The organism is Micromonospora sp. WMMD737 (genome assembly GCF_049179055.1).
Lineage (GTDB): Bacteria > Actinomycetota > Actinomycetes > Mycobacteriales > Micromonosporaceae > Micromonospora > Micromonospora reichwaldensis.
Window position 1 is genome coordinate 1384910 of the sequence record NZ_JBMHMH010000001.1, and the last position, 23326, is coordinate 1408235.

At 74.2% G+C, this 23326-nt stretch carries 21 protein-coding genes; 11 read left to right on the plus strand and 10 right to left on the minus strand.

All coding sequences use genetic code 11. The features are described from left to right. Window positions 1-107: 107 nt before the first annotated feature. A complete protein-coding gene (locus ACN27A_RS05340; RefSeq protein WP_421450159.1) occupies window positions 108-1307 on the minus strand; it encodes an RtcB family protein in 1200 nt (399 codons plus the stop codon). 455 nt (window positions 1308-1762) lie between these two features. Between ACN27A_RS05340 and ACN27A_RS05345 the strand changes: the two genes are divergently transcribed. The 6 genes from ACN27A_RS05345 to ACN27A_RS05370 all read left to right on the plus strand — a co-directional run bounded on the left by ACN27A_RS05345 (window position 1763) and on the right by ACN27A_RS05370 (window position 6692). Then, a complete protein-coding gene (locus ACN27A_RS05345; protein WP_421450160.1) occupies window positions 1763-2362 on the plus strand; it encodes a DUF6058 family natural product biosynthesis protein in 600 nt (199 codons plus the stop codon). 94 nt (window positions 2363-2456) lie between these two features. Beyond that, complete coding sequence (locus ACN27A_RS05350; protein ID WP_421450161.1) at window positions 2457-2912, plus strand: helix-turn-helix domain-containing protein; 456 nt, start codon at window positions 2457-2459, stop codon at window positions 2910-2912. Next, window positions 2905-3318 (plus strand): DUF4180 domain-containing protein, encoded by a 414-nt coding sequence (locus ACN27A_RS05355; protein WP_421450162.1) that lies wholly within the window; start codon window positions 2905-2907, stop codon window positions 3316-3318. Before ACN27A_RS05350 ends, ACN27A_RS05355 begins: the two co-directional genes overlap by 8 nt. Window positions 3319-3361: 43 nt before the next feature. After that, complete coding sequence (locus ACN27A_RS05360; protein WP_421450163.1) at window positions 3362-4552, plus strand: spore photoproduct lyase family protein; 1191 nt, start codon at window positions 3362-3364, stop codon at window positions 4550-4552. Window positions 4553-4574: 22 nt separating this feature from the next. Then, window positions 4575-5357 (plus strand): alpha/beta hydrolase, encoded by a 783-nt coding sequence (locus ACN27A_RS05365; protein ID WP_421450164.1) that lies wholly within the window; start codon window positions 4575-4577, stop codon window positions 5355-5357. Window positions 5358-5564: 207 nt separating this feature from the next. Beyond that, window positions 5565-6692, plus strand: coding sequence for an acyl-CoA dehydrogenase family protein (locus tag ACN27A_RS05370; RefSeq protein WP_421458374.1), 1128 nt, complete (start codon window positions 5565-5567; stop codon window positions 6690-6692). 40 nt (window positions 6693-6732) lie between these two features. On the opposite strand, the gene ACN27A_RS05375 is transcribed toward ACN27A_RS05370, so the two are convergent. The 6 genes from ACN27A_RS05375 to ACN27A_RS05400 all read right to left on the minus strand — a co-directional run bounded on the left by ACN27A_RS05375 (window position 6733) and on the right by ACN27A_RS05400 (window position 14125). Next, entirely contained in the window at window positions 6733-7464 is a 732-nt protein-coding gene (locus ACN27A_RS05375) for a M15 family metallopeptidase (protein ID WP_421450165.1), read from the minus strand. Between the two features lie 226 nt (window positions 7465-7690). Next, a complete protein-coding gene (locus ACN27A_RS05380; RefSeq protein WP_421450166.1) occupies window positions 7691-8680 on the minus strand; it encodes an acetylxylan esterase in 990 nt (329 codons plus the stop codon). Between the two features lie 3 nt (window positions 8681-8683). Further along, on the minus strand, window positions 8684-11062 hold the full coding sequence (locus tag ACN27A_RS05385) for a beta-glucosidase family protein (RefSeq protein WP_421450167.1): 2379 nt from the start codon (window positions 11060-11062) through the stop codon (window positions 8684-8686). Next, a complete protein-coding gene (locus tag ACN27A_RS05390) occupies window positions 11059-11880 on the minus strand; it encodes a carbohydrate ABC transporter permease (protein WP_421450168.1) in 822 nt (273 codons plus the stop codon). Before ACN27A_RS05390 ends, ACN27A_RS05385 begins: the two co-directional genes overlap by 4 nt. Beyond that, window positions 11877-12818, minus strand: coding sequence for a carbohydrate ABC transporter permease (locus ACN27A_RS05395; RefSeq protein WP_421450169.1), 942 nt, complete (start codon window positions 12816-12818; stop codon window positions 11877-11879). Before ACN27A_RS05395 ends, ACN27A_RS05390 begins: the two co-directional genes overlap by 4 nt. Window positions 12819-12826: 8 nt before the next feature. After that, window positions 12827-14125: an ABC transporter substrate-binding protein gene (locus ACN27A_RS05400; RefSeq protein WP_421450170.1), complete on the minus strand. Its 1299-nt coding sequence runs from the start codon at window positions 14123-14125 to the stop codon at window positions 12827-12829. A gap of 237 nt (window positions 14126-14362) precedes the next feature. On the opposite strand from ACN27A_RS05400, the gene ACN27A_RS05405 reads away from it, so the two are divergent. Beyond that, window positions 14363-15385 carry a LacI family DNA-binding transcriptional regulator gene (locus tag ACN27A_RS05405; RefSeq protein WP_358122666.1) on the plus strand — a complete coding sequence of 341 codons (1023 nt, stop codon included), beginning with the start codon at window positions 14363-14365 and terminating at the stop codon, window positions 15383-15385. Between the two features lie 158 nt (window positions 15386-15543). Here the strand turns inward: ACN27A_RS05405 and ACN27A_RS05410 are convergent, their stop codons facing one another. Next, window positions 15544-16362 carry a peptidylprolyl isomerase gene (locus tag ACN27A_RS05410; RefSeq protein WP_421450171.1) on the minus strand — a complete coding sequence of 273 codons (819 nt, stop codon included), beginning with the start codon at window positions 16360-16362 and terminating at the stop codon, window positions 15544-15546. Window positions 16363-16449: 87 nt separating this feature from the next. Next, window positions 16450-17790 carry a D-alanyl-D-alanine carboxypeptidase family protein gene (locus ACN27A_RS05415; protein WP_421450172.1) on the minus strand — a complete coding sequence of 447 codons (1341 nt, stop codon included), beginning with the start codon at window positions 17788-17790 and terminating at the stop codon, window positions 16450-16452. Window positions 17791-18067: 277 nt separating this feature from the next. Here ACN27A_RS05415 and ACN27A_RS05420 point away from each other — a divergent pair, with 277 nt between their 5' ends. From ACN27A_RS05420 to ACN27A_RS05430, 3 genes are all read left to right on the plus strand, one after another. Next, the gene (locus ACN27A_RS05420) at window positions 18068-18400 is read left to right on the plus strand and encodes a cupin domain-containing protein (protein ID WP_311411144.1); all 333 of its coding nucleotides are present in this window, start codon (window positions 18068-18070) and stop codon (window positions 18398-18400) included. A gap of 44 nt (window positions 18401-18444) precedes the next feature. After that, complete coding sequence (locus ACN27A_RS05425) at window positions 18445-19185, plus strand: YwiC-like family protein (RefSeq protein WP_421450173.1); 741 nt, start codon at window positions 18445-18447, stop codon at window positions 19183-19185. Between the two features lie 165 nt (window positions 19186-19350). After that, entirely contained in the window at window positions 19351-20079 is a 729-nt protein-coding gene (locus tag ACN27A_RS05430; RefSeq protein WP_421450174.1) for a class I SAM-dependent methyltransferase, read from the plus strand. Between the two features lies 1 nt (window position 20080). Here ACN27A_RS05430 and ACN27A_RS05435 read toward each other — a convergent pair whose 3' ends face one another. Further along, a complete protein-coding gene (locus ACN27A_RS05435) occupies window positions 20081-20821 on the minus strand; it encodes a MerR family transcriptional regulator (protein ID WP_421450175.1) in 741 nt (246 codons plus the stop codon). Window positions 20822-20998: 177 nt separating this feature from the next. Here ACN27A_RS05435 and ACN27A_RS05440 point away from each other — a divergent pair, with 177 nt between their 5' ends. Next, window positions 20999-23272: an ATP-binding cassette domain-containing protein gene (locus ACN27A_RS05440; protein WP_421450176.1), complete on the plus strand. Its 2274-nt coding sequence runs from the start codon at window positions 20999-21001 to the stop codon at window positions 23270-23272. Window positions 23273-23326: the final 54 nt, after the last annotated feature.

Genomic DNA, 23326 nt, shown 5'->3' on the forward strand with positions numbered 1-23326 from the left:
GGGTATCGATCGCGGCCCGCCCCGGACGGGGGGATCCCCACGGTGCGCCGCGCGGGCCGCCGGGGGCGTGCGACCGGCGCCCACCCCTCCGGGGCGCCGGCCGACGGTCATCCCTTCACGCAGACCACCTGCTTGAGGTGCGCCACCACCTCGACCAGGTCCTCCTGCTGCGCCATCACCTGCGTGATGTCCTTGTACGCCCCGGGGATCTCGTCGACCACGCCGGCGTCCTTGCGGCACTCCACGCCGGCGGTCTGCGCGACCAGGTCCTCGGTGCTGTACGTGCGCTTCGCCTGCGCCCGCGACATCCGCCGCCCCGCCCCGTGCGAGGCGGAGCAGTACGCGTCCGGGTTCCCCTTGCCCCGCACGACGTACGAGCCGGTGCCCATCGATCCCGGGATGATGCCCAGGTCCCCCCGACCGGCCCGGATCGCCCCCTTGCGGGTGACCAGCACGTCGACGCCGTCGTAGCTCTCCTCCGCCACGTAGTTGTGGTGGCAGCTGATCGGCTCGTCGTAGCCGACGTGCGGGAACTGCTCCCGCACCACCCCGCAGAGCAGAGCGAGCATGACCGCCCGGTTGCGCCGCGCGTACTCCTGCGCCCACCACAGGTCCCGGCGGTAGGCGTCCATCTCCGGCGTGCCGGCGAGGAACACCGCGAGGTCGCGGTCGGGCAGGTCGGTGTTGTGCGGCAGCCGCCGGGCGACCGCGATGTGCCGCTCCGCCAGCTCCTTGCCGATGTTGCGCGAGCCGGAGTGCAGCATGAGCCACACCCGTCCCTCGTCGGCGCCGCCCTGCTCCAGGCAGACCTCGATGAAGTGGTTGCCGCCGCCGAGCGTGCCCAGCTGCCGCTGCGCCCGCGTCTCCAACTGCGCCACCCGCCGGTCGAGGCCGGCGAACCGGCGCCAGAAGTCGTCCCAGCCGGCCTGCTCCAGGCCCCGGACCCGGCGCGGGTCGACCGGCTGCTCCCGCTGGTTGAACCCGACCGGGATCGTGGCCTCGATCGCCGAACGCAGCCCGGCCAGGTCGTCCGGCAGGTCGGCGGCGGTCAGCGAGGTGCGCACCGCGGACATGCCGCAGCCGATGTCGACGCCGACCGCCGCCGGCGAGACGGCCTGCCGCATCGCGATGACCGAGCCGACCGTGGCGCCCTTGCCGAAGTGCACGTCGGGCATGACCGCGACGCCCTCCACCCACGGCAGGGCGCCGATGTTGCGCAGTTGCTGGGCGGCCTGCGGCTCGATGCCGTACGGGTCGGTCCAGACCCGGACCGGCGCGCGGGTGCCCGCGAGCGGGGTGTAGCTCATCGTCGTCTCCTCGTGTCGGAGGGCTGGTCGCCGCCGCCGCGGCGGGACCGGAAGGGATCGTGTGACGTCGCCGGGGCGCGGCCGGGGACGGAGGTGGACGGCGATCGGGGGGACGAAAAAGCCGCCCGGCCCCGGTGGGGTGGGCGGCTGCGCGTACGCGCGCCGGCGCTAGACGCGCCGCCACCCCCGTTGCCGCCCCTGTCCGGGACGTCGCCGCCCACAGGTTCGTGTGCCCGTTGCCAGCGCGGCACCACCGTGCGGCGTCGGCCACACGGCGTCGGTGCGGGCGCGCTGCGACACGGCGTACTCCCCTGGGTCGTCCGGTTGACCTTGCGCCGATGACGGTAGGTGGGCCGGAACGGTGACCGCAACGGATATTCACGTCCCGTTTCGGCCGGCACCGAACCGTCCGGCCACTACCGTTGCGCCCCGACGACGCGGCAGAAGGGGTTCGGATGCAACTCAAGCGGCGGGTGGCCGAAAGGTACCGGCAGGTCAACGGCGACCACCCGATGACGGAGGCGGACGACGCGTACGTCAGCGCGCAGTTCGCGGTGCTCGACGAGCTGTGCGCCGCACGCGGGTGCGACGCGGACGACGTACGCCGGCTGATGCTCGACCGGCGGCTTCCGCTACCGGGATACCTGCGCTCCGACGGCGCGGAGATGGTACCCGTGGACCTGTTCGCGCTCACCGAGCAGGCCGGCGGGACGGACGCGCTGGAGGCGTGGTTCACCGGTCACTGGGCCGAGGAGGACGCCGGCGCCGCGGAGTGGGACGCCTATCTCAGCGGCCGGTACGTCTGCCTGCGGTCGGTCGGTCCGGTCACGATCCGGCGCAAGGACGAGCTGGTGGCGGCCATCCGGGCGGCGCAGGCGGACCTCGACGCCGACCCGACCGACGACGCGACGGCGCTGCGGCTGTCCGCGCTGGTCGACGAACTGGACGCGCTGGCGCCGGCGTTCACCGCGTACGACCGGCTGCGCTTCGGCGGCCCGACCTCCCGGGACACCTACGTCGACGCGGTGCGGGCCCGCCTGCGTGAGCGCCCCTGACGGCGGCCGCGGCAGTCATCGGCCCGGGCGGGAACCGACGTAAGCATCACATCGACTTCCCCATCCTTCCCTGTTGCGACTAGATTAGGGAACGATGAGTGAGGAAATGTACTCGGTGGAGCAGGTGGCCGAGCGGCTGGGCCTGCACGTGCGCACCGTGCGGGGCTACATCCGCGCCGGGCGGCTCAGGGCGGTGCGGATCGGCAAGCAGTACCGGATCGCCCGCGCCGACCTCGACGCGCTGACCGGTCGGCCGGCGCCCGCCCGTCCCGTCGGCGGCACGGCGGTGGAGGTGTCGAGCATCCTGCAGATCGACGGCGTCGACCGCGCCGCGGCCGACCGGCTGGCCACGCTCGTCCTGGCCGCGGCGAACACCACCCACCACCCCGCGCACCCGCTGCGCATCCAGACCGTCCACGACGAGGAGCGGAACCGCATGAAGATCGTGATCCTGGGCGGCGCCTCGGCCACCGCCGAATTGCTGCACCTGGTCGACGCCGTGCTCGACGGCGACAACGGCCTGCTCACCGGGGAGGCCGACGGTGCCTGACGTCATCCAGGAGCGGGCCGGGGTGCCGGTGCTGGTGTGCGACCCGGACGGCCCGCCGGTGGCCACCGAGCAGGACGCGCTGGACCTGATCGGTTCGGCCTTCCTCGGTGCCCAGGTGGTGGCCGTGCCGGTGAGCCGCCTCGACGCCTCCTTCTTCTCCCTCGGCACCCGCTTCGCCGGCGAGGTCATGCAGAAGTTCGTCAACTACCGGCTGCGCCTGGCCGTCGTGGGCGACATCGGCCCGCACCTCGCGGCCAGTTCGGCCCTGCGCGCCCTCGTGCACGAGTCGAACCGTTCCGGCCACGTGTGGTTCGTCCCCGACCTCGACGCCCTCGACGCCCGCCTGGCGCCGCCGTCGGGACCCGGTGGGGCCGTCGGGCCGGGCGGGGCGCCGACGCGCGGCTGACCGCCCCGGGGTTGCCGGCGCGCGGGACGGGTAACCGGCGCGGATGAGGCCGGAGGCCGAGCCGGTGTACGTCGACGAGCCGCTGGCCGTCGACGTACCGCCCGCGCCGCACGACGCCAGCGGCGAGCGCGTGCCTACCCGCGACCTGGCCGGGCTGGCGCCGCCGGCGCGCCCGGCGCGGCGGTGGCTGCCGCGCCGGGTGGTCGCCACGCCGGCCGCCCTGGACCACCCGCACGGCCAGCGCGTGGCCCGGCGCGTCGAGGCCCTGGGCATCGAGGTCGAGCGGCTGCGCGCCAACCGGCTCACCGGCATCCGCGGGGCCACCGAGCGGGAGACGTACGCGCGGGCGAAGGCGACCATGGCGCTCGTGGTGAGCCCGCCGTCGCGACGGAAGCTGCAACCCATCGCGCCCAGCGCGGACTGGCGCGTCGACCTGGCGGAGGGCTGCCCGGCCCACTGCCAGTACTGCTACCTCGCCGGCTCGCTGTCGGGGCCACCGGTGACGCGGGTGTACGCCGACCTGGACGACATCCTCGCCGGCCTGGCCGACTACGCCGGGCGGGGCACCGTGACCAGCCGCAGCACCGGGCGGGCCGCCGAGGGCACCACCTTCGAGGCGTCCTGCTACACCGACCCGCTGGCCCTGGAGCACCTCACCGGCAGCTGGCGCCGGGCGGTGGAGCACTTCGCCGCCTGGGACGCCCCGGTGCAGCTGCGCTGGACCACCAAGTACGCCGACGTGGACACGTTCGTGGGGCTGCCGCACGCCGGGCGCACCCGGGTCCGGTTCAGCGTGAACTGCCGTCCGGTCAGCGAGCGGATGGAGGGCGGCACGGCGTCGGTGCCACACCGGCTGGCGGCGCTGCGCCGGCTCGCCCTCGACGGCTACCCGGTGGGGTTGACCGTCGCGCCGATCATGCCGCTGCCCGGCTGGCGGGAGCACTACGGCGAGCTACTCGACGCGGTCGCGGGCGCGGTCGCCGGGGTGCCGGGGCTCGACCTGACCGCCGAGCTGATCACCCACCGGTTCACCCCGGGCAGCAAGGAGGTGCTGCTCGGCTGGTACCCGCGTACGAGGCTGGAGATGGACGAGTCGGCCCGCAGCCGCAGGTACGGCAGGTTCGGCGCGGTGAAGTACGTCTACCCGCGCGACACGATGGCCGAGCTGCGCACCTGGTTCGACCGCGAGCTGGCCGCCCGGCTGCCGGCCTGCCGGGTCCTCTACTGGACCTGAGGATCGGCTACGGTCGACGACCGTGGCCCTGATGCGTGTCGACTTCCACTCCGAGGTGCTCGGTCTCGCCACCTCGATGACCGTGATCCTGCCGCAGCACACCTCCTCGCAGGTCGGCATGTCCGGTGCCGCCCCGCAGGGCGATCCGCCGGTGCTCTACCTGCTGCACGGGTTGTCCGACGACGACACGATCTGGCTGCGCCGCACCTCGGTCGAGCGGTACGTGGCGCCGCTCGGCCTGGCCGTGGTGATGCCCCAGGTCGGGCGCAGCTTCTACAGCGACGAGGAGCACGGCAACCGGTACTGGACCTTCCTCACCGACGAGCTGCCCCGGCTGTGCCACGGCTTCCTCCGGCTCTCGGCGCGTCGGGAGGACACCTTCGTCGCCGGGCTCTCGATGGGCGGCTACGGGGCGCTGAAGTGGGCGCTGCGCGACCCGGGCCGGTTCGCGGCGGCGGCGAGCCTCTCCGGGGCGCTCGACGTGGCCGCCCGCCGCCACCATCCGACCACGCCCCTCGACCCCGGCGTCTGGCACACCGCCTTCGGCGGGCGCACCGTCGCGGGCAGCGACGACGATCTCCTCGCCCTGCTCGGCAGGACCACGGGCGACGACCTGCCCGCGCTGCGCGTCGCCTGCGGCACCGAGGACTTCCTGTACGAGGACAACCTGACCTTCGTGGCGGCGGCCCGCGAGCGCGGCGTGCCGCTCACCGTGGACTTCTCCCCCGGCGCGCACGACTGGGCGTACTGGGACGCGAAGATCCAGGACGTGCTGGCCTGGTTGCCGCTGCGCACCGGCGCCTGACCCGGCGGCCGGCTGAGCGGTGCCGGTGGTCGGGGCGGCCCGGCGCTCAGGCCCCGACGGTCGCTCGTCTCCGAGCCGGAACGTCCGATCATGCCCGACGTCGCCGGCACGCGTAGCGTGGGCACGCACCCCGCACGCCCCGGGAGGAAACCGACCGTGACCCTGTCCACCCCCGCGACCGCGCTCGCGTACTTCGGCGTCGACGCCCTGATCGACGACGACACCCGGGACCTCCAGGCCGCCGTGCGCGGCTTCGTCGACCGACGGATCCGCCCGGAGATCGCCACCTGGTACGAGCAGGGCCGCCTGCCCGTGCGGGAACTCGCCCGCGAACTCGGTGAACTCGGCGTGCTCGGCATGCACCTGCGGGGCTACGGCTGCGCCGGCACCTCCGCCGTCGCGTACGGGCTGGCCTGCTTCGAGCTGGAGGCGGGCGACTCGGGGCTGCGCTCCCTGGTGTCGGTGCAGGGATCGCTCGCCATGTACGCCATCTGGCGCTTCGGCTCCGAGGAGCAGAAGCAGCAGTGGCTGCCCCGGATGGCGGCCGGCGAGGCCATCGGCTGCTTCGGCCTGACCGAACCGGACTTCGGCTCCGACCCGGCCGGCATGCGGACCCGGGCCCGCCGCGACGGGGACGACTGGGTGCTCGACGGCACCAAGATGTGGATCACCAACGGCTCCGTCGCGGATGTCGCAGTGGTGTGGGCCCGCACCGACGAGGGCGTACGCGGCTTCCTCGTCCCCGCCGGCACCCCCGGCTTCACCGCCCCGGAGATCACCCGCAAGCTCTCCCTGCGCGCCTCGGTGACCTCGGAACTCGTCCTCGACGAGGTGCGGCTGCCCGCCGACGCGATGCTGCCGGAGGCCGCCGGCCTGTCCGGGCCGCTGACGTGTCTCAACGAGGCCCGCTTCGGCATCGTCTTCGGGGCGCTGGGCGCCGCCCACGACTGCCTGGAGACGACGATCGCGTACGCCCGCAGCCGGCAGATCTTCGACAAGCCGCTCGCCGCGTACCAGGCCACCCAGCTCAAGCTCGCCGACATGGGGCTGGAACTGGGCAAGGGGATGCTGCTGGCGTTGCAGATCGGCGCGCTGAAGGACGCCGGCACCCTCGACCACCGGCAGATCAGCCTGGGCAAGCTCAACAGCGTGCGGGAGGCCATCGCCATCGCCCGCGAGTGCCGCGCCATCCTGGGCGCGGCCGGGATCACCCTCGACTACCCGGTCATCCGGCACTCGGCCAACCTCGAATCCGTGCTCACCTACGAGGGCACGTCCGAGGTGCATCAGCTGATCATCGGGCAGGTGCTGACCGGCCACGCCGCCTTCAAGTGAGCGCGACGCCGGGTCGGGTGCGTCAGCCGGGTCGGCTGCGCTAGCCGGGTCTGCTGCGCTGGCCGCCCACGGGCTCGGCCGAGGAGCGGGCCACCGGCAGGTCGAAGTACGTGTCCGGCCAGGGTTCGTCGCGGTAGCGGTAGTGCCACCACTCGCGGTCGTAGTTGACGAAGCCGCCGTCGGTCATCAGCTGCCGCAGCAGCCGCCGGTTCTCCCGGGCCACGCCGGTGACCTGGGGCGAGTCGGTGTGCGCGAGCGGGTCGAAGCAGTCGAAGCCGGTGCCCATGTCGACGCCGTTGTCCGGGAACCGCTGCCCCTTCGCAGCGGTGCAGGAGACCAGGGGCTGGCCCGGAGCGTACGGGGGCTGGGTGGGGGTCGGCACGTCGACCAGGGTCAGGTCGAGCGTGCTGCCCCGGCTGTGGGCGGTGGGCGCACCGACGTACCCCTCGTCGAACAGCTCGGACTTCGCCACCCGGGGATAGAACTCCGCCTTCATCCGCTGCTCGCCGGGCTGCCGGGCCCACTCGACGAAGTCGTCGGCGGCCCGTTGGGGGCGGTAGCAGTCGTACACCTTCAGGCTGCGGGCCCGGGCGAGGGCGGCGTCCTGCACCCGGCGCAGCGCCTCGGCGGCCCGGCGGGTGAGCAGGCAGAGCGGTTCGGGGTAGCCGGCGACCGGTCGCCCGACGAAGTTGTGGGCGGTGGCGTACCGGATGTCGGTCCGGATGCGCGGGTCGACGTCGGTGAGGACGACGAGGCCCGGCCCGGGCGACATCGCGGCGGGGGCGGACGCCGCGGACGTCGGCGCCGGCGGCGGCGCTGAGGACGCGGGCGCCGGTGGCGGCGCGGCCGGGGGTGACGGTGACGGCGCGGGTCGGGTGCAGCCGGGCGCGAGCGCCACGATCACGACGGCCACGGCCACCGCCCGCCGACGGGCGGTCGCGGCGCGCGGGGCTCGCCGGCGGATCCGGACTGGCCTGGCCACACCCCTGTCTATCAGGCTACGGGCCGTCGGGCGCCCGGTCCGGCGAGAGGTGTACGCGCAGGAAGCGCACCGCCGCCTCGTCGTCGTCGATCCCGCCTGCCTCGTGACCGTTGTAGCGCCAGACCGACAGCTCCGTCGGCCCCCGGCAGGCGTTGACGGCGGCGAAGACCGTCGACGGCGGCACGATCTCGTCCATCAGCGCGACGGAGAAGCGCGCCGGCAGGCGGCACCGGCGGGCGAAGTTCACCCCGTCGACGTAGGCCAGGGTGTCCAGCACCCGCTCCTCGGCGTGCCGGTGCACGGCCAGATAGTCGCGGATCTCCCGGTACGGCTGCGCGTCGGTGAGCACGATCGCGCGCGGGATGTCGCACAGGAAGGGCACGCCGGCCACGACGGCCCGCAGGTCGGGCGTCAACGCGGCGACGGCGAGCGCCGCCCCGCCGCCCTGGCTGTGCCCGAGGACCGCTACCCGCGCCGGATCGACCGCCGGCAGGGTCCGGACGGCGTCCACCGCCCGCACCGCGTCGGTGAGGAACCGCCGGTAGTAGTACGTGCGGGGGTCCGTCACGCCACGGGTGGCCACCCCGGGCGCCTCGGGGCCGGCGGCGGCCGGATCCGGGGTGTCCCCCCGGGTCCAGCCCGCCCCCTGCCCCCGGGTGTCCATCTGCAGTTGCGCGAAGCCGGCCGAGGCCCACAGCAGGTTCTCCAGCGGGTGGCCCCGGCCGCCGCCGTAGCCGGCGTACTGCACGACGGTGGGCAGGGGCGACTCAGCACCGCGCGGCAGCCGCAGCCAGGCCCGCACCGGCTGCCCGGCGAACCCGGGAAAGGTCACGTCGTGCACGTCGATCGTGGCCAGCCCGGTGGGCACCGCCTCGGCGCGCACCGGCCAGCCGCACTCGCGCGACTCGGCGAGCGTGTCCGCCCAGAACCGGTCGAAGTCCGCCGGCTCCCGCACCCCGCCCCGGTACGCCCGCAGCTGCTCCTCGGGCAGGTCGGTGAGGACCACCGCTCAGCCGGCCGACGGCGTGACGGCGAAGCGGGGGTGCAGCCGCCGGGTGTGGTCGACGTGCCGGGCCGGACCACGCAGCACGACCGCCGCCACGAGCCGGTGGTCCGTGCTGGACGCCGCCAGCCGCAGCTCCAACTCCCCCGGCTCCACGACGCGCCGCCCGTCGCGCCCCGTGAAGGCGAACAGGTCGGCCGGCACGGCCAGGTCGACCCGGCAGGCCGCGCCCGCCTCCAGCGGCACCCGCAGGTAACCGACCAGCCGCTGCACCGGCTGGACCACCGAGGCCACCGGGTCGTGGGCGTACACCTGCACCACCTCGCTGCCCCACCGGGAGCCGGTGTTGCGCACCGTGAAGTGCAGCCGCAGCTCACCGTCGGTCGCCGCGAAGGGCTCGTCGACGACCAGATCCGACCAGTCGAACGTGGTGTAGCCCAGGCCGTGCCCGAAGCCGAACGCCGGCGTCGGGTCGACGTTGGACACGTCGCTGGCCTGACCCAGCCGGGCCGACAGGTAGGTGGTCGGCTGCGCGCCCGGCCCCCGGGGCACGCTGACCGGCAGCCGCCCCTGCGGTGCGACCCGGCCGCTGAGCACGCCGGCGATGGCCGGGGTGCCCTCCTCGCCGGGGAAGAACGACTGCACGATCGCCGCCGCGTCGGTCACCGCCCGGCCCAGCGCGTAGGGTCGCCCGGCGAGCAGCGTCACCACCACGGGCGTACCGGTGTCCAGCAGCGCGTCGAGCAGGTGCTGCTGCGCCCCGGGCAGGGCCAGCGACTCGGCGTCGCAGCCCTCGCCGCTGGTGCCCCGCCCGAACAGTCCCGCCCGGTCGCCGAGCGCGGCGACGACCACGTCCGCGTCCCGCGCCGCCGCGACGGCCGCCGGCACCCCGGCGGTGTCGTCGCCGTCGACGGAGACGCCGGCCACGGTGACCACGACGCTGCCGGGGAACTCGGCGCGTAGCGCCGCCGCCAGGGTGGGCAGCGCGATGCCGACGGGCACCTCGGGATGCCGGGAACCGACGTGGGCGGGGAACGAGTAGCAGCCCAGCACCGCCGTGGGGCTCTCCGCCTGTGGGCCGACCAGCGCGATGCGGGCCGGCCGGTGCAGGGGCAGGGTGCCGTCGTTGGCCAGCAGCACCACGGAGCGCTCGGCCACCTCGCGGGCCAGCGCCCGGTTGGCGGGTGGGTCCAGGTCGACGGTGCCGCGCAGCGCCTCCGGGTCGGACAGGTCGGCGCCGGCCAGCGCGGCCGGCACCGGGCTCCAGTCGGCGTCGAGGAGACCGAGCTGCGCCTTCTGCGTCAGCACCCGACGCACCGCCCGGTCGATCAGCGCCTCCGGCACCGCGCCGGCCGCGAGCGCCTCGCGCAGCGGCTCGCCGAACGTCTTCACCGTCGGCAGCTCGACGTCCACGCCGGCGGCCAGGGCCTCGGCCGCCGCCTCGGCCCAGCTGCCGGCCACCCCGTGCAGGGTGTGCAGGAAGGCGATGCCGAAGTAGTCGGCCACCACGGTGCCCGGGAAACCCCAGGCGTCGCGGAGCAGGCCGGTCAGCAGCTCCTCGTCGGCCGCCGAGGGCATCCCGTCGGTGTCGGTGTAGGCGTGCATCACCGACCGTGCGCCGCCCTCGCGTACCGCCATCTCGAACGGCGGGAGGATCACGTCGGCGCGCTCGCGGGGGCCCATCGCCACCGGCGCCAGGTTGCGCCCGCCCCGGGAGGCCGAGTAGCCGGCGAAGTGCTTCAGCGTCGCCACCACGCCGGCGGACTCCAGGCCCCGCACGTACGCGGTGGCGATGGTGCCCACCAGGTAGGGATCCTCGCCGATCGTCTCCTCCACCCGCCCCCAGCGCGCGTCGCGCACCACGTCGAGCACCGGGGCCAGCCCCTGGTGCACCCCGACGCGGCGCAGGTCGGCGCCGATGGCGGCGGCCATCCGCCCGACCAGCTCCGGATCGAAGGTGGCGCCCCAGGACAGCGGCACGGGGTACGCGGTGGCGCCCCAGGCGGCGAAGCCGGCCAGGCACTCCTCGTGCGCCATCGCCGGAATGCCGAACCGGTTGGCGGCGGCGACGCGCTGCTGGGTCCGCAGCAGCGACAGCGCGCCGAGCGCGGGGTCGACGGGCGCGGTCCCGAACGGCCGGGTGAGCTGGCCGAGACCCGTGTCCAGCAGGTCGTCCAGGTCGACCGGTTCCTCCATGTCGTGCTGGTACGGCGCGACCTCTCCCCCGTCGGCGGCGGCGCCGACCCAGACGCCGTAGAGCTGGGCCACCTTCTCCGGCAGGGTCATCGCGGCGACCAGGGCGTCCACCCGGGTCGCGGGGTCGAGGGTCGGGTCGGTCCAGATCGCGGTGCCGGGAGCGATGTCGAGGGTCACGTTGTCGGTCACTTTCCTCCGACGCCCATCAGCCCCTGCACCAGGGCCCGCCGGGCGAACAGATAGACGAGCAGGACGGGCACCATCGACAGCACGACCGCGGCGAGCAGGCCGGGAATGTTGACCCCGTACTGCGTCTGGAAGTTGTAGAGGCCGAGGGTGATCACCTTGGTGGAGTCGGACTGGGTGAGGATCAGCGGAAACAGGAAGCCGTTCCACGCCTGCAGGGCGGAGAAGACCGCGATCGTGGCTATCCCGCCGCGCGACAGCGGCAGCACCAGCTGGGCGAAGACCCGCGCCGGGCTGGCGCCGTCGATGGCCATCGCCTCGTACAGGTCTCCGGTGATGTCCCGCATGACGCCGCTGAGGATCAGCGCGCACACCGGCAGCGAGAACGCGGCGGTGGGCAGGATGACGCCGGCGAGGTTGTCGTAGAGCCCCGCCTTGCTGATCAGGTAGAAGATCGGCACGATGACCGCCTGCGCCGGGATGGCCAGGCCCAGCAGGAACAGCCGGAACACGCCGGAGGTGAGCCGGCTGCGGCTGCGCACGATGGCGTACGCCAGCGGCGGCACGAGCAGCAGCACGATGGCCACCACGCTCACCGTCACCACGAGGGTGTTGAACAGGTAGCGGCCGAAGCCCTCGTCGAAGGCGCCGGTGTAGTTGTCGAGGGTGAAGGTGTCGGGCGGGGCGAGCGGGCCGTTGCGGCCGTAGCCGTCCCGGGTCTGCACGGTGGTCGCCAGCATGACGTAGATCGGCAGGCCGACCACGAGGAGCCAGGCCAGCGCGCCGATCCCGGCGAGCCAGTTGGGGCGGTGCCGCTTCACAGGCCCTCCATCGTGGAGCGCATCCTGTCGTAGCCGGAGACCCGGACCACGATCAGCGAGATGACGGTGGCGACGACGACGAGGAGCAGGGCGATGGCCGCGCCGGCACCGAAGTCGAAGCTGCGGAACGCCTGCTCGTACATGTGGTAGGCGGTGATGGTGGTGTCGGTGCCCGGTCCGCCCTGGGTGAGGATCAGCACGGTGTCGAACGTGGTCAGCCCGCCGACGACCATGAGGACCACGGAGGTGATCATGGCGTTGCGCAGCTGCGGCAGGGTCACGTGCCGGAACTGCTCCCACCGGCCGGCGCCGTCGACCTCGGCGGCCTGGTAGAGCACCGCCGGCACGGCGCGGGCCGCGCCCTGGTAGATCAGCGCGTGGAACGGGATGAACTGCCAGCTGCCGACGAAGACCAGCACGGCGATCGCGCCCGTCCGGCTGCCGAAGAGGTTGCCGTCGCCGAACAGCCACGGGGCCTGGCCGGGTACGCCGAAGTTCGGGTCGAGCAGCGCCCGCCACAGCACCGACACGGCGGTCGCCGACAGCAGCAGCGGCAGGAAGAAGATGGCGGACAGCACGGCCCGGTTGCGCTGCGGCCCGGCCGCCCACACGCCGATCAGCAGGCTCAGCGGCGTCTGCACCAGCACGCCGAGGGCGGTGAGCAGGACGCTCAGCCACAGGCTGTTGATCATCACCGGGTCGCGGGCGAGCCGCTGCCAGTTGTCCAGCCCGACGTACTCGGGCGAGCCGAGGCCCGCCCAGCTGGTGAAGCTGAGCACGACCACGAGGACCAGCGGGGCGAGCGCGAAGAGCCCGAAGAACAGGGTGGCGGGCAGCGCCCAGGCGAAGCCCGGGCGGCTGAGGGTGGGGCCGCCCGGGCGTCGTCGGGCCCGTCGCTGCTCCGTCACGCTGGGGGCGGCGAGGGTGGTGGTGGACATGGTCGCGCTCAGCCCGCCTGGAGGGACTGCATCGCCTTGATGAAGCCGGCGGCGTCCAGCCGGCCGTTGCAGTACTGCTGCACGGCCTGGTGGATGGTCGTCGTGGCGGCCGGCGGGTACGCCTGGTCCCAGGAGAGCTGGAAGTTCGGGGCCTCCTTGACCAGGGTGAACTGGTACTTCAGGTAGTCCGGGTTGGTGGCGCCGTCGAGGAACTTCTCGGTGTTGGTGGTGGTGGGCAGGTTGCCGATGGCGAGCTGCGCCTGGACGAACTCGTCGGAGTACTGGAGCTTGAGGAACTCGGCCACCGCCTCCGGGTGCCGGGTCTTCTTCAGCACGGAGTAGAAGTTGTTGGTGTTGCCGACCACGTTGCGCGGGTCGCCCTTGCCGCCCGGGACGCTCGGGAAGGCGCTCCAGCCGAGGCTTTCGGCGGCGAAGGTCGGGTTGGCGTCGTGATGGGTCGAGTAGTTCCACGAGCCCATCAGCTCGAAGCCGGCCTTGCCGCTGGACAGCAGTGCCGGAGAGCCGCCGTCGGTGAACTTGACCGAGTCGAAGTTGGTGCCGAACGCGCCCGCGTCGGTCAGCTGCCGCAGCAGCTCCAGGGCGCGGCGGCTCTCCGGGCTCTCCCAGGCGCTCTTGTCGCCGCCGAGCGCCTTGGCGAACAGCTCGGGGCCGGCCACCCGGTCGTAGAGGTACTGGTACCACATCTGGGTCGGCCACTGGTCGCCGCCGCCGAGGGCGATCGGCGTGATGCCCTTGCCCTTGAGCGTCCGCACGGCCGCCAGCAGGTCGTCCCACGTCTTCGGCGGGGTGATGCCGGCGTCGGCGAGGACCTTCTTGTTGTGGAACAGCAGCACCGGCTGGGTGCCGCGCATCGGCACCCCGTACGCCTTGCCGTCGACCATCGCGGTGTTGAAGACCGACGGCAGGAAGTTCGCCTTCAGCCCCGGGTCCTTGGCGATCATGTCGTCCAGCGGCAGCAACAGGTCGGCCTTGACGAACGGGGTGATGCTGCCCCCGCCCCAGTTGAAGAAGACGTCCGGCGCCTGCTTGGTGTTGATGATGGTCTGGAGCTTGGTCTGGTAGTCGGCGCCGGGGATGGTGTCCAGCACCGCCTTGACCTTCGACGTCTTGTTGAACGTGTCGACGAGCTGCTTCTCGACCTTGTTGGTGGCGTCGCCGTACACCAGGATGCGGATCTCGTCCTGGCCCGCGGCCGAGTCACCGTCGCCGCAGGCGGCCAGTGGCAGTGCCAGCGCCAGGGCGGCGCCGAGCGCGACGACGCGGCCGAGCCGCGTACGTACAGTCATGATCGACCTCTCGTGGTGGGGGTGTGGTGGGGGACGTCGCCGCCGGCGCGACGACCGAAAGGTGTCCGACAAGTTTCCGGAATACTTCCGTAACTCGTCCGAACGCTAGAACCGACCTGCCGTGTCGTCAACCCCCGATCGTGGGGCAAGATGGGCCGGTGGAGCGGCCCCGCCGTTCCGGACGTTTTTCGGTGGTCACGGGTACGGTCGGTCTTCCGACCGGTGAAGGAGACGCGGGTGGACGGCGACGACGGGCGCAGGATCACCATCACCGCCATCGCGCGGGAGGCCGGGGTCTCGGTGCCGACCGTGTCGCGGGTGCTCAACGGGCGCTCGGACGTGGCACCCGGCACCCGCGAGCGGGTGGAGGAGCTGCTGCGCCAGCACGGCTACCAGCGCCGGGGCAGCCGCACGGTCAGCCGCGTCGGCCTGGTCGACCTGGTCTTCAACGACCTGGACAGCCCCTGGGCGGTCGAGATCATCCGGGGGGTCGAGGACGTCGGGCACGGCGCGGGCGTCGGCACGGTGGTCTCCGCGATCCACCGCCAGTCGACCGCAGCCCGGCAGTGGTTGCAGAACCTGCGGGCCCGCGCCACCGACGGCGTCATCTTCGTGACCTCGCACCTGAGCCCGCCGCTGCACGCGCAGCTGCGCCGCCTCAACGTGCCCGTGGTCGTCGTCGACCCGGCCGGCGTGCCCGCCACCGACGTGCCCACCGTCGGCGCCACCAACTGGGCCGGCGGGCTCGCCGCGACCGAGCACCTGCTGTCGCTCGGGCACCGGCGGATCGGCTTCGTCGCCGGGCCGACGCACCTGCTGTGCAGCCGGGCCCGCCTGGACGGCCACCGGGCCGGGCTGGAGGCGGCCGGGGTGCCGGTGGAGGACCGCCTGGTGCACCCCGGCGACTTCTACCACGCCTCGGGCTTCGCCGCCGGGACGGCGCTGCTCGACCTCGACGACCCGCCGACGGCCATCTTCGCGGCCAGCGACCAGATGGCCTTCGGCGTCTACGAGGCCGTCCGCCGCCGCGGGCTGCGGATCCCCGACGACGTCAGCGTCGTGGGCTTCGACGACCTGCCCGAGGCCCGCTGGGCGTCACCGCCGCTGACCACCGTCCGGCAACCGCTGGTGGAGATGGGTCGCCTGGCCGCCCGGACCGTGCTGCGGCTGGCGCAGGGCGAGGGCATCGACTCCCCCCGGGTGGAACTCGCCACCAACCTGGTCGTCCGGGACAGCACGGCGCCGCCGCGCCGGCCGTGAGCGCCGCCGCGCGGCTCGCCGTCCGGCCGCGGCGCTCCCGACAGCGTTCCGGAAGTTCCGGGGGATCGCCACCGGCCTGACCCCCGGCAGTCACCGCGCGGGCCGGCGGATGCTCCGGAACGGCGCCGCGGCCGGCGGGGACCATCGGGCCTTCGGGTTCAGTGGTGCGGGTGGTGGTGCCGGACCGCGCGCCGGATGTCCACCGGCAGGGCGGGCGCGCCGTCGACCGGCGCGGGGTCCTCGACGGTGGGGGCGATGCCGCCGGCGGCGATCCGGTCCAGGGTGGCCAGGCCGGCGGCGTCGATCGAGCCGAACACCGTGTAGTTGGGGCGCAGCGCCGAGTCCGACTGGACCAGGAAGAACTGGCTGCCGTTGGTGTCCGGGCCCGCGTTGGCCATGGCGAGGGTGCCCCGGGCGTAGAGCCGGCGTACGCCGGTCGGGTCGGTCGGCGCGGGCGGCAGGTCGGTGGGCAGCTCGTCGGCGTAGCGGTAGCCGGGGCCGCCGGAGCCGGTGCCGGACGGGTCACCGCACTGGAGGACCTTCAGCGTCGGGTACGCGGTGAGCCGGTGGCAGGAGGTCCGGTCGTAGAAGCGGTGGCGCACCAGGTGCACGAAGCTCTGCACGGTGCAGGGGGCCGCCTCCCGGTCGAGGGTCAGCCCGATCGGCCCCTGGTTGGTGCGCAGCGTGACGCGCACGGTGCCCCGGTCGGGGGTGCGCCTCGGGTCGGGCGGCAGCGGGACCGGCCGGGCGGCGGGGTCCTCGGGCGTCTCCGTGTAGGCGCACGGGCCGGGCGTGACCCGGGAAACGGCGGCGTCGGCCGGGGCTCCGCCGGGCGCGGCGACCGCTGCGGCGCCGCCCCCGGTGACCAGCGCGCCCGCGACCAGGGCTACCCCGGCGAAGCGGGACAGCGTACGGGCCGGCCGGCGGGGTGCCTCGATCGACGGCGGGACGGGGTGCGGTCGGGGTTCGCTCGACACGGGGATCCTCCTGGACTCGTGACGCTGGAAAGACCGGAGTCTATGGATCCCGTCGTCGCTTGTCGATCCGCCCCGCCCGCGTACAGGTCAGGAGGGGGCCCTGCCGTAGCGGCGTCGGGCCGCCCGGCGGCGCCAGAGCAGCGCCGCCCCCAGCAGCGCGACCGCCCCCGCCGCGAGCGCGGCCACGGGCCACCGGGCGATCAGCCCGTCCTCGAGCGGGCCGCTGGCCGCGGCCGGGCGCGGGTCGACGGTGGCGGCGAGCGCGGGTGGCGAGGGGGTCGCCGAGGCGGTCAGCTCCCCGGGTTCGACCAGCCGGCCGACGGCGGAGCCCCGCGGCAGCGTGAAGCCCCAGTCGAGCAGGGCGGCGCCCTGCTCCCAGCCCCGCGCGGGCTGCGGCTCGGCACCGAGCAGCGTGACCACCAGCCGCCGCCCGTTGCGCTGGGCCGCCCCGACGTAGGTGTGCCGGGCCAGGTCCGTGAAGCCGGTCTTGCCGCCGAGCGCGCCCGGGTAGCGGTAGATGAGCTGGTTCTCGTTCTGGATCTCGAAACCCTTGGTCCGCTGTGCGGGCTGGGCGGGGATGCGGTGCGTCTCGGTCAGCGCGTACCGGCGGAACGTCGGGTCGGCGAAGCAGGCCCGGGCGACCAGCGCCAGGTCGTACGCGCTGGTGAACTGGCCCCGTCCGTCGAGACCGGAGGGGGTCACCGCGTGGGTCTGGAGGGCGCCGAGGCGGTGCGCCTCCTCGTTCATCGCCCGCACGCCGCCGGCCGTCCCGTCCGGCCCGCCGCCGAGGCGGGCAAGCACGTTGGCCGCCTCGTTGCCGGACTGGAGCAGCAGCCCGAGCCAGACGGTCTCGATCCGGTACCGTCCGCCGGCGACCAGCCCGACGGCCGAGGAGCCGGGTTCGATGTCCATGTCCCCGTCGGTGACGGTGACGACCTGCTGCGGGTCGAGGCGGGGCAGCATGGTGGCCGCCAGCAGCAGCTTCTGCACGCTGGCCGGCGTGCCGTACTCGTGCGGGCCGCAGCCGCCCAGCACCTGGCCGGTGTCCAGGTCGGCGACCAGCCACGAGGTCGCGGTGACCGCCGGCGGGCGCGCGGCCCCCGCCGGGACGATCAGACCGGCGGTGTCGAGCGCCTGGCCGCCCACGGCCCGCTCCTCCGGCACGGCCGGCGGCGGTGACGGACGCGGCGGCCGGGACACCCTGGGCGCGGGCGCCTTAGGGCAGGGCGCGGAGCCGACGACGCCGGGCGCGGACGGCGCCACGCCGGGCGGGGACGCGACGACGCCGGACGCGGAGGTCGCGGGCGCGACGACGCCGGGCGAAGTCACGGGGGCGACGGGACCGGCCGGGCCGGCCGCCGCGGGGACGGGAGCGCCGGTGCCGAGGAGGACGGCGGTCGCCGTGGCCGCCAGCAGCCGAACCTTCATGCACCGCACCCTAGTCGGCGGAGTTCGGGGCGCGGGCCGGGTTCTCCAGGCCCGGGGGGCCCGGGACGGGTCGAAGGCGTGGCCGGCTCACCTCCCGCCCGACCGTTTCCGCGGCGCGGACTCACCGGTTCCGGGACCATCGGCCCTGCCGCGGGGCCCGGCCGGGACGGAAGCTGGAGACCGAAATCGGTACCCGATCTTCCGGTTTACGTGCCGCGCGCCGCCGCAGGCGGCATCCCCGCCCCGCGGGCCGCCCGACACCGACGAAGGGACGACCATGGAAGCCCTCTCGCTGACCCGCCTCGCCGACGAGCAGCTCGCCGCCGCGCGGGAGGCCGACAGCGGACGCAGCGCACGTTCCCTGCACGCGGGCCGGGACCGCCGCCTGCGGCAGACCCTGCTCGCCCTGCGCGGCGGCCGGTCCCTCGACGAGCACGACAGCCCGGGCGAGGCGACGCTACAGGTGCTCGTGGGGCGGGTGCGCCTGGTGGCCGGGGACGAGTCCTGGGAGGGCGACGCCGGCGACCTCGTGGTCATTCCGCCGCTGCGGCACGCGCTGCACGCCGTCACGGACGCCGCCGTCCTGCTCACCGTGACGCCGCGGCCGTGAGCACCGTCCCGGCCCGTCGTCACCGTCCGGCCGGACGCCCCGTCGTGGGCGCCCCCGGCCACGCTCCGGGCCGGGGCCGGTCGCCGGGCTGGGTGCCGCCGCAGCACGGCGCCTGGGCGATGCTGCTGCTGCCCTTCCTGGCGGCACTGACCGTCACCGGTCCGCACCCGCTGCACCTTCCCCTGCTCGGGGCCGCGCTCGCCGGATACCCGCTGTCCTACTTCGGGTTGCAGGCGGTCAAGACCGGACGGATCCGCCGGGTGCGCCCGCACCTCGTCGGGTACGGGCTCGCCACCGTCGCGCTCGGCACGCCGGTGCTGGTGGCCCGGCCCGCGTCGCTCGCCTACGCCCCGTTCTTCGTGGCCCTCGCCGCCGTCAACGCCGGCTACGCGCGCCGGCGGCGCGACCGGGCGTTCGTCAACGACCTCGCCTTCGTGACGCAGTGCGGGCTGCTCGGTCTCGTCGTCGCCACGGTCGCCGGGGTGTCGTGGACCGGCGTGGCCGGGGTGACGGTCGTGGCGCTGGGCTACCTGGTCGGCACCGTCGTGCACGTCAAGACGATGATCCGGGAGCGGGACAGCGTCCGGTACCGGTGGGTGTCGTGGACGTACCACGCCGTCGTCGCGGTCGCCGCCGCGCTCTGGGCGCCGGTGCCGGTCGCCGTGGTCTTCGCGGTGCTGCTGGCCCGGGCGGTGCTGCTCGCCGGGCGCCCGGTCGCGCCGGTGCGGGTGGGGCTGGTCGAGACGGCGTGCGCCCTGCTGGTGCTGGCGGCGGTGGCGCTCTGACCCCGGCGGGCCGGGCCCCGTCGGCCCGCGTCGACGGGAGGACTCCCACGGGGCGGGACGCACCGCGTCGGTTGGCTCACAAGCCGTTGCCTCCGGCAGCGCTCACCGACTAGAACCGGGGAACGATCGCCCGGACCGCCCGGCGACGGTGGCGAGGTGATGGCCGTGGCTCTGATCTCCTACGACGACGCCGACGCGGCGGCCTTCGCCGCCACCCGGGAGCTGCCGCGCAGCGGCCTGGACCGGTGGCGGCACGCGGTGCAGCAACACCTTCGGCCGCGTACCGGCACCACGCTGCTCGACCTCGGGGCCGGCACCGGCGCCTGGGCCACCGCCTTCACCGAGTGGTTCGGCGCCCGGGTGGTGGGGGTGGAGCCCGCCGGGGCGATGCGCTCCCGCGCCAACCACCGGCCACTGCTCGCCGGCGACGCCGTCGCGCTGCCGCTGCGCGACTCCGTGGCGGACGCCGCGTGGCTGTCCACGATGGTGCACCACATCCCCGACCTCGACGCGGCGGCGCGGGAGCTGCGCCGGGTGCTCCGCCCGGGCGCGCCCGTGCTGATCCGCTCGCCGTTTCCCGGCCGGCACCAGCGGATCACGCTGTTCCGCTGGTTCCCGGAGGCGGTACGCGTCCTCGAGACCTATCCGGACCTGGCGCGGGTGCGCGCGGCGTTCGCCACGGCCGGGTTCACCGTCAGCACCGTCGAGCCCGTCGCGCAGACCACGGCGGCATCGCTGGCCGAATTCGCCGAGCGCCTCGACCGCCGGGCCCACACCCCGCTCCAGTCGATCACCGACGAGGAGTACGCCGACGGCCTGGCCCGGCTGCGGGCCGCCGCCGACGGGGCGAGCGGCCCGGTCGTCGACCACCTCGACCTGCTGGTGCTGCGCTGAGTCACCCGGGCAGGGCCGGGTCGCGGTGGCGCAGGTAGTCGTACAGCGCGGCCGAGGCGTGCAGCCGCCGCAGGCTGCGCCGGTGCAGCTCCTGCTCCCGCTTGGCCAGCTCCGCGTGGACCCGCTGGGCACTGCCGGTGGTACGCATCTCGCCGAGCACCGCCGCGACGATGTCGAACGGGTACGCGCCCCGGCGCAGCAGCGCCACGACCTGCGCGGCGCGCAGCTCGGCCGCGTCGTACACCCGGTAGCCGGTGCCGCGCTCGCGGACCGGCCGGAGCAGGCCGCGCTGCTCCCACAGCCGTAGCTGCGAGGTGCGGACGCCGACCAGGTCGGCGACCTCGCCGATGCGGGCCCCGCGCCGGGGCGCCGGCAGGACGGCGGCCGGGCTGGTCACCACGGTCTCGAACGCGCCGAGCACCCGCCGGATGTCGGCCCGCTCCCGGTCCAGCTCGGCGTGGCCGGCGTCGAGCGCCGCCAGCGCCGCCGCCAGGTCGCCCCGGTGCACCGCGGCCATGACCTCCCGGGTCCGCGCCCAGCCGTGCCCCTCGGCCATCCGCCGGACCACCGCCAGCGCCCGCACGTGGTCGCCGGTGAAGACGCGGTAGCCGGCGGGCGTGCGCTCGACCGGCGGCAGCACGCCGAGGTCGACGTAGTTGCGCACCTGCTGGACGGAGATGCCTACGGTCGCCGCGACCTCCGCCCCCCGCCACCGTCCGGCCCGTCGTCCCGCATCCACCACCGGGCCACCCTACCGGTCTCCACGTCGTTTGAGGCTTTCCCTCCCACTCCGGGCTGCCACGGCTGTTGAAGGAGGCGAAACCCTCCATGGGCGGTTGAATGAGACGATTGAAGGCGGCCTGGCCCCCGTAGATGTACCCCGGGCGGGACTCCGCCCACGATCTCGCGAAGGGTTCGCATGCAGCAGCCAGCACGGTCCGCCGCCGACAGTCACGACATGATCGAGGTGCGCGGCGCCCGGGAGAACAACCTCGCCTCCGTCTCGGTGGACATCCCCAAGCGCCGGCTGACCGTCTTCACCGGGGTCTCCGGCTCCGGGAAGTCGTCCCTGGTCTTCGGGACCATCGCCGCCGAGTCGCAGCGCCTGATCAACGAGACCTACAGCGCCTTCCTCCAGTCGTTCATGCCGAACGTGAGCCGCCCCGACGTCGACTCGCTGCGCAACCTCAGCGCGGCCATCGTCGTGGACCAGGAGCGGATGGGCGCGAACTCGCGCTCCACCGTCGGCACCGCCACCGACGCGTACGCGATGCTGCGCATCGTCTTCAGCCGGCTCGGCACCCCGCACGTGGGCGGGGCCTGCGCGTTCAGCTTCAACCTGGCCGAGGGCATGTGCCCGACCTGCGAGGGCCTGGGGCGGGTCTCCGACCTCGACGTCGACGAACTAGTCGACGTGGAACGCTCGCTCAACGACGGCGCGATCAAGGTGCCCAACTTCGCCGTCGACTCGTGGTACTGGCAGACCATCGTCCACTCCGGGCTGTTCGACCCCGACACGAAGCTCCAGGACTACACGCCGCAGCAGTGGCAGGACTTCCTCCACAAGCCGTCCACGAAGATCAAGGTAGGCAGCAACAACTGGACGTACGAGGGCCTGGCGGTCAAGGTGCGCCGGCTCTACCTGGCCAAGGACCGCGAGTCGATGCAGGCGCACATCCGCGCCTTCGTCGACCGGGCGGTCACCTTCACCACCTGCGCCGACTGCGGCGGGACCCGGCTCAACGCGGCGGCACTCTCCTCCCGGATCGACGGGAGGAACATCGCGGAGTGTTCGGCGATGCAGATCAGCGACCTGGCCGGGTTCGTCCGCGCCATCGACGACCCGTCGGTCGCCCCGCTGACCGGCAACCTGCGCGACCTGCTCGACTCGCTGGTCGAGATCGGCCTGGGCTACCTCAGCCTGGACCGCGAATCCGCCACCCTCTCCGGCGGCGAGGCGCAGCGGGTGAAGATGGTCCGGCACCTCGGCTCCAGCCTCTCCGACGTCACGTACGTCTTCGACGAACCGACGGTCGGCCTGCACCCGCACGACATCGCCCGGATGAACGACCTGCTGCTGCGCCTGCGCGACAAGGGCAACACGGTGCTGGTCGTCGAGCACAAGCCCGAGACGATCGCCATCGCCGACCACGTGGTCGACCTCGGGCCCGGGGCCGGCACGGCCGGCGGTCGGATCTGCTTCACCGGCGACGTCGCCGGCCTGCGCCGCTCCGACACCCTCACCGGCCGGCACCTCGACCACCGGGTACGCCTGCGCGAGCACGTACGCCGGCCGGCCGGCCAGCTGTCGATCCGCAACGCCGACCTGCACAACCTGCGCGACGTCGACGTCGACATCCCGCTCGGGGTGCTGACCGTGGTGACCGGGGTGGCCGGCTCCGGCAAGAGCTCGCTGATCCACGGCTCGCTGCACCGCCGCGACGGCGTGGTGGTCGTCGACCAGTCGCCGATCCGGGGCTCCCGGCGCAGCAACCCGGCCACCTACACGGGCCTGCTGGACCCGATCCGCGCCGCCTTCGCCAAGGCCAACGGGGTCAAGGCCGCGCTGTTCAGCGCCAACTCCGAAGGCGCCTGCCCCACCTGCAAGGGCATCGGCCTGGTCTACACCGACCTGGCGATGATGGCCGGCGTCGCCTCGGTCTGCGAGCGGTGCGAGGGCCGGCGCTTCACCGACGAGGTGCTCACCTACCGCCTGCGCGGCAAGAACATCAGCGAGGTGCTCGCGATGCCGGCCATCCAGGCCCGGGACTTCTTCCCCGGCGGCCCCGCCCGGGCGATCCTCGACCGGCTGGTCGACGTCGGGCTCGGCTACCTCACCCTGGGCCAGCCGCTCAACACGCTCTCCGGCGGCGAGCGGCAGCGGCTCAAGCTGGCCATCCGCATGGCCGACAGCGGGAGCACGTACGTCCTGGACGAGCCGACCACCGGCCTGCACCTGGCCGACGTGGACCAACTGCTCGCCCTGCTGGACCGGCTGGTCGACGCCGGCAACACCGTCGTCGTCATCGAGCACCACCAGGCGGTCATGGCGCACGCCGACTGGCTGATCGACCTCGGCCCGGGGGCGGGACACGACGGTGGCCGGATCGTCTTCACCGGTACGCCGGCCGAACTGGTCGCCCACGGCGACACGCTGACCGCCCGTCACCTGCGCGAGTACGTGGGCCGCTGAGCCCCTGGCCGAACGGCGGCGACCGTCCGGACGCCACACCGGGGCCGGTCACGC

What these genes read in the sequence shown, in the direction of transcription:
- ACN27A_RS05440 (WP_421450176.1), top strand. Translation starts at nt 20,999, where the DNA reads ATGCAGCAGCCAGCACGGTCCGCCGCCGACAGTCACGACATGATCGAG.
- ACN27A_RS05415 (WP_421450172.1), bottom strand. Translation starts at nt 17,790, where the DNA reads ATGAAGGTTCGGCTGCTGGCGGCCACGGCGACCGCCGTCCTCCTCGGC.
- ACN27A_RS05395 (WP_421450169.1), bottom strand. Translation starts at nt 12,818, where the DNA reads ATGTCCACCACCACCCTCGCCGCCCCCAGCGTGACGGAGCAGCGACGG.
- ACN27A_RS05340 (WP_421450159.1), bottom strand. Translation starts at nt 1,307, where the DNA reads ATGAGCTACACCCCGCTCGCGGGCACCCGCGCGCCGGTCCGGGTCTGG.
- ACN27A_RS05420 (WP_311411144.1), top strand. Translation starts at nt 18,068, where the DNA reads ATGGAAGCCCTCTCGCTGACCCGCCTCGCCGACGAGCAGCTCGCCGCC.
- ACN27A_RS05350 (WP_421450161.1), top strand. Translation starts at nt 2,457, where the DNA reads ATGAGTGAGGAAATGTACTCGGTGGAGCAGGTGGCCGAGCGGCTGGGC.
- ACN27A_RS05375 (WP_421450165.1), bottom strand. Translation starts at nt 7,464, where the DNA reads ATGTCGCCCGGGCCGGGCCTCGTCGTCCTCACCGACGTCGACCCGCGC.
- ACN27A_RS05400 (WP_421450170.1), bottom strand. Translation starts at nt 14,125, where the DNA reads ATGACTGTACGTACGCGGCTCGGCCGCGTCGTCGCGCTCGGCGCCGCC.
- ACN27A_RS05360 (WP_421450163.1), top strand. Translation starts at nt 3,362, where the DNA reads ATGAGGCCGGAGGCCGAGCCGGTGTACGTCGACGAGCCGCTGGCCGTC.
- ACN27A_RS05345 (WP_421450160.1), top strand. Translation starts at nt 1,763, where the DNA reads ATGCAACTCAAGCGGCGGGTGGCCGAAAGGTACCGGCAGGTCAACGGC.